The sequence below is a fragment of the Pseudomonas sp. Irchel 3E19 genome (genome assembly GCF_900187585.1).
Lineage (GTDB): Bacteria > Pseudomonadota > Gammaproteobacteria > Pseudomonadales > Pseudomonadaceae > Aquipseudomonas > Aquipseudomonas baetica.
Window position 1 is genome coordinate 1 of sequence record NZ_FYDT01000097.1, and the last position, 3,978, is coordinate 3,978.

Annotated in this window: 3 protein-coding genes; all 3 read right to left on the bottom strand. The window is 55.8% G+C overall.

Annotated features, from left to right (window positions below):
• Window positions 1-196 (bottom strand): hypothetical protein (locus CKW18_RS29440; protein WP_141233176.1); only part of this gene is annotated, 196 nt, incomplete at its 3' end.
• 4 nt (window positions 197-200) lie between these two features.
• Complete coding sequence (locus tag CKW18_RS29445) at window positions 201-2,768, bottom strand: RHS repeat-associated core domain-containing protein (protein ID WP_256587127.1); 2,568 nt, start codon at window positions 2,766-2,768, stop codon at window positions 201-203.
• 164 nt (window positions 2,769-2,932) lie between these two features.
• Window positions 2,933-3,978: RHS repeat-associated core domain-containing protein (locus CKW18_RS31315; protein ID WP_256587128.1), on the bottom strand; the 1,046-nt coding region annotated here is incomplete at its 5' end.

The following is a 3,978-nucleotide window of genomic DNA, read 5'->3' on the forward strand; positions in this document are numbered from 1 at the left end:
TGAGGTTCGGGGTCGCCAGGCGGGGATCCCATTGCTTCACCAAGTGACCGGCAGCGTCATGGTGTTGACGGGTGATCAGCGCGGTGGCCGGAACTTCGGCGTGCGTGCGCAGATAGGCGATTTGGCGCACAGGCAAGCCACGGCTGTCGCTTGCCTTGAGAATGGGGGTGCGTCGGTGCGAACGGATATCGCTCATGGACTTATGCCGCGGCCTGTTTCTCTGCCAGATAGGCTGACACTCTGCCCAGCAGATTATGTGACTGCTTGATTGCACTGCGCGCTACTTTCATTTCTTGCTGGAGTGTCGAAAGATCCATTTTCTCCGGCATCTGAGCGATTCCTGTCAGCTTCACGGGTGCGGGTGTGTCTGTCTGCAGAGCGTCGTAGTGCAGCATTGCTTTAGCTTCTTCGCTATCAAGAAAACTGCTCAGCTCTACCAGTCGGCTGCTCACTTGATCGAGGTCAGCTTGCCCCCACCAATCGTTAAGGGCTTCGGTCAGTTGAGCCATCTGTTTACCAACGTTCAATGCCGGTTTCAGGTATTTCACATTCAGGTGTTTGCCGACGGTGCGTGCGGTCGTTTCGATGCCGATTTTAATGAGTCCTGACGACGTCTGCGGATTGAAACTGTTGACGACGCCGGTTAGCGAGAACGGTGTCGCGGATGACTTGGCTTTCAGGTTTTTCACTGATAGCGCCGCCGGGTCGGGCATGATCGAGTAGCCCAGCGTGGTTTCTTCTCCCAGTTTCTCCATCACTTTGCCTGTCGCCTCGGCGGCCAGTATGCCGCCAATCGCCGAACCCACGGGAACAGCGACCGGCGCAGCGGGCCCCGTTACGCTACCGACGGCACCGCCTACGGTGGCGCCCACTGCTCCGGCGTTAATGGTGGCGACGAAGGTGGCCAGACTGAACATCAGCTTCTTGCCTGCAGTTTTGTACAGGTCACGGGTGCGCGTGAGGTTGTAGAGCTGGTGGTTGAGTTTTTTCAGTTCGCTGTTCACCTGCGATAACACGTTTGAATATTCGATTAATGATTGGTGGGCGAGTGTTTCCTCCTTATGCGTTCCGCCTGAGTCGATGTATCGCAAGGGGTTGTTGCCAGCCATCACAAACAGATTCAAACCATCGATATCCCCCGCCGGGTCAGGGCTGATCCAGCGTTGCAACCACGGCGCGTAGTAGCGCGCGCCATAATAGTAAAGGCCGCTGACATCCATCTCCTTGCCCGAATAACGGATGAATTTGTAGCTGACTTCAGTCTTCGATTTAGCCGTCAGCCACGCGGTCGCGCCGAACGGGTAATAACCTTCCTGGCTGATGATTCGGGCGTTCTGGTCCAGCTCCATCGTGCAAGACCCCAAGTGATCCTCGAGGCTGTAGCGCAGTTGATTGTTGGGGATGTCGGCGGGTTGTCCTGTCACCCAATGCAGGCAGCGGGCATTGCCGACGCTGATGACGTGCAGTTCTTCGCCATTGTTCTTGCTGCGGATTTCCAGGCCCGGCAGATAATGAACCTGGTGAATGTGTTCGGCGGTGGCGGTGAAGGTTTCGTGGCGTTTGAACACCCGCGCGCCCTGGCTGTAAAGGTAGTGTTCGGCGTCGTGGCGCCCGTCGTCGCGGCGGATCAGGGTGACGTTGGCCAACTCGTCGCGGGCGTTCCATTGCAAGTCCTGGCCCGGCTGCAAGGCCTTGAGGTTGCCGTGAAGGTCGAACAGTTTGTCGAACTCCGGCGGGGGATCGCCCGGCTTCCAGCGCACGCCGCGGTTGCTGTTTGGGTCGATGGCCATCTCGAAGGTACGGTTGGCGCCGTCTCGTACATGGACGGTTCTGATCAGGTTGCCGCCCAGGTCGTAATCATAAGTCTCGGTGTAGTTGAGGCGGTTTTTCTTGTCGCTCGGCGTTGGCAGCCCCGGGAAGCCCGGGGGCGTGGCGTCGTTGTAACCGCTGGCGCTGGTCAGCCGGTACAGCGAGTCATAGCCAAAATCGCGATGGCCATCAACGCGCTGGTTGGCAAAGTAAACCGCCTCAAAGGCGTGATCCTCGATACGGATGATATTGCCGACCAGGTCGTAAAAATATTCGAAGTTTTGCAACATCTCCCCAGTGTCTTTGCAGCTGGACTGCGTATGCAATCGGCCATCGGCTGGATCGTAAGTCCAGCGGCTGCATACGCCATTGCCGTCCAGTTGTTCGGTGATCTGTTCGGCGGCGTTGTATTGCGTGTCGAGCAAAACATCTATTGATTCAGGCGCACCCTTGATCAGCAACTTCAGCTGTTTGAGATGCCCGGCCAGACCGTAGTGTGACGTGTGTCGATGGCCGCCGGCGTCAGTCTGCTCCAGCGCCGCGCCGAGGGGGCTGAATACACGCTGAGTGGTGAAACGTTCGTCATTACGAAAGACGCGGGTTTCATCCATTGGCTGGCCGGTCAGGGCGTAGTTATCGGGTTGCAGGAAACCCGCTGCGTCCTCCTGTTGAATCAATCTGCCGCGCAGATTGTACGCAGGGTCGGCGTTGGCATCGGCGTAGGTAAACGTCTCGACATTGACAGCCTTTTCCTCGATCGCCACCACGCGTAAAAGCGTGTCGAAGGTCGTGCGCCAATGGTTGCCGTTTTCCTCCCAGCGCTGCCGGGCTTCACCGGCCAGCCCCGGTAAACTCAGGCGCCAGCCGGCGTCGACGCTGTCGGACATCAACGCTTCACCGCCCAGGCCGTAGACCGTCGTGAGGTTTGGGGTCGCCAGGCGGGGATCCCATCGCTTCACCAAGCGACCTGCAGCGTTATGGTGCTGACGGTTTATCAGAGCGACCGGTATATCACTGGCAACCCTACGCAGGTAAACCAGTTCTTTGACAGGCAAAGAGCGTGAATCCCAAGCACTGATTCGCGGAGTAGAAGGGTACACAGACTTTGATTGTGTCTGCATGGTTATGCCGCACGCTTTATTGTTTGTTCTGCGACATATGTGCGATATCGGGTGAGTACGGCTTTGGTTTCGGTGATGCTCCGCAATGCACGTTCTGTGTAGTTGTCGACTGTCGAGCGCTGAGCCATTCTAGAGTTGGAGGCCAACACACGGCCTTGCCCAATGTCTTTCATATAATCTGCAGTGCTCGTATAAACCTGCTCTACGCCTAATGCGTTAAACGAAGCATGTGCGGCTTTTGATGATGCGATGATACCTTCGCTCAGACTGTCGAGCATCGAGTCATACATATCCATTTCAAACTTGGTTAGTAACTGTTCCGCTTTGGTGGCGTCCTTGGATATTTTGAAGAGTTCAGCTAACTCCGATACGCCGGGAAACAGGGCGCCGCCCACTGTGTCACGTCCAAAGCTGAACAATGTTCTTATATTTTCCGATCTTTCCTGCCATGTTTTCGGAGCAACGGTGTAACTGTTTAAAGGGCTGGCAGACTTTCCAGAGCTTTGATCACGCAGTGACTGTACATTGAGATCTGAAGCACGCGGCAAGATGGGAACATCAAGACTTGATGCAAGTTGCGCATAGACAGAATTGACGTTGTCTGCGGTTTCATTACCGACGCTCAGCCCTTGCAACTCTCCCGGAATACTGGATGGAAGCATCCCGGTAGTGGTATAGCCGCTGAAAAATCCAACGGCCGCTCGACCAGAAAGATAGATAAAATTTTTCAGGATCTTTACTCGAAAACTTGCGGGTGAGGTCAAGTCCCCCAACGTTTTTCCCACGCTTCTAATGGTGTCCGCAATCGGATCCAGAAACGCCAGTTCCTCCGCGATTATTGCCTTGTGTTCCGAGGGCGTTTTCGTCGTGCCGCCATTGTCGAAATAACGCAACGGATTGTTCCCCACAAACCCATACAAGTTCAGCCCGTCCACATCCCCCGCCGGGTCAGGGCTGATCCAGCGTTGCAACCACGGCGCGTAGTAACGCGCGCCATAATAGTAAAGGCCGCTGACATCCATCTCCTTGCCCGAATAACGGATGAATT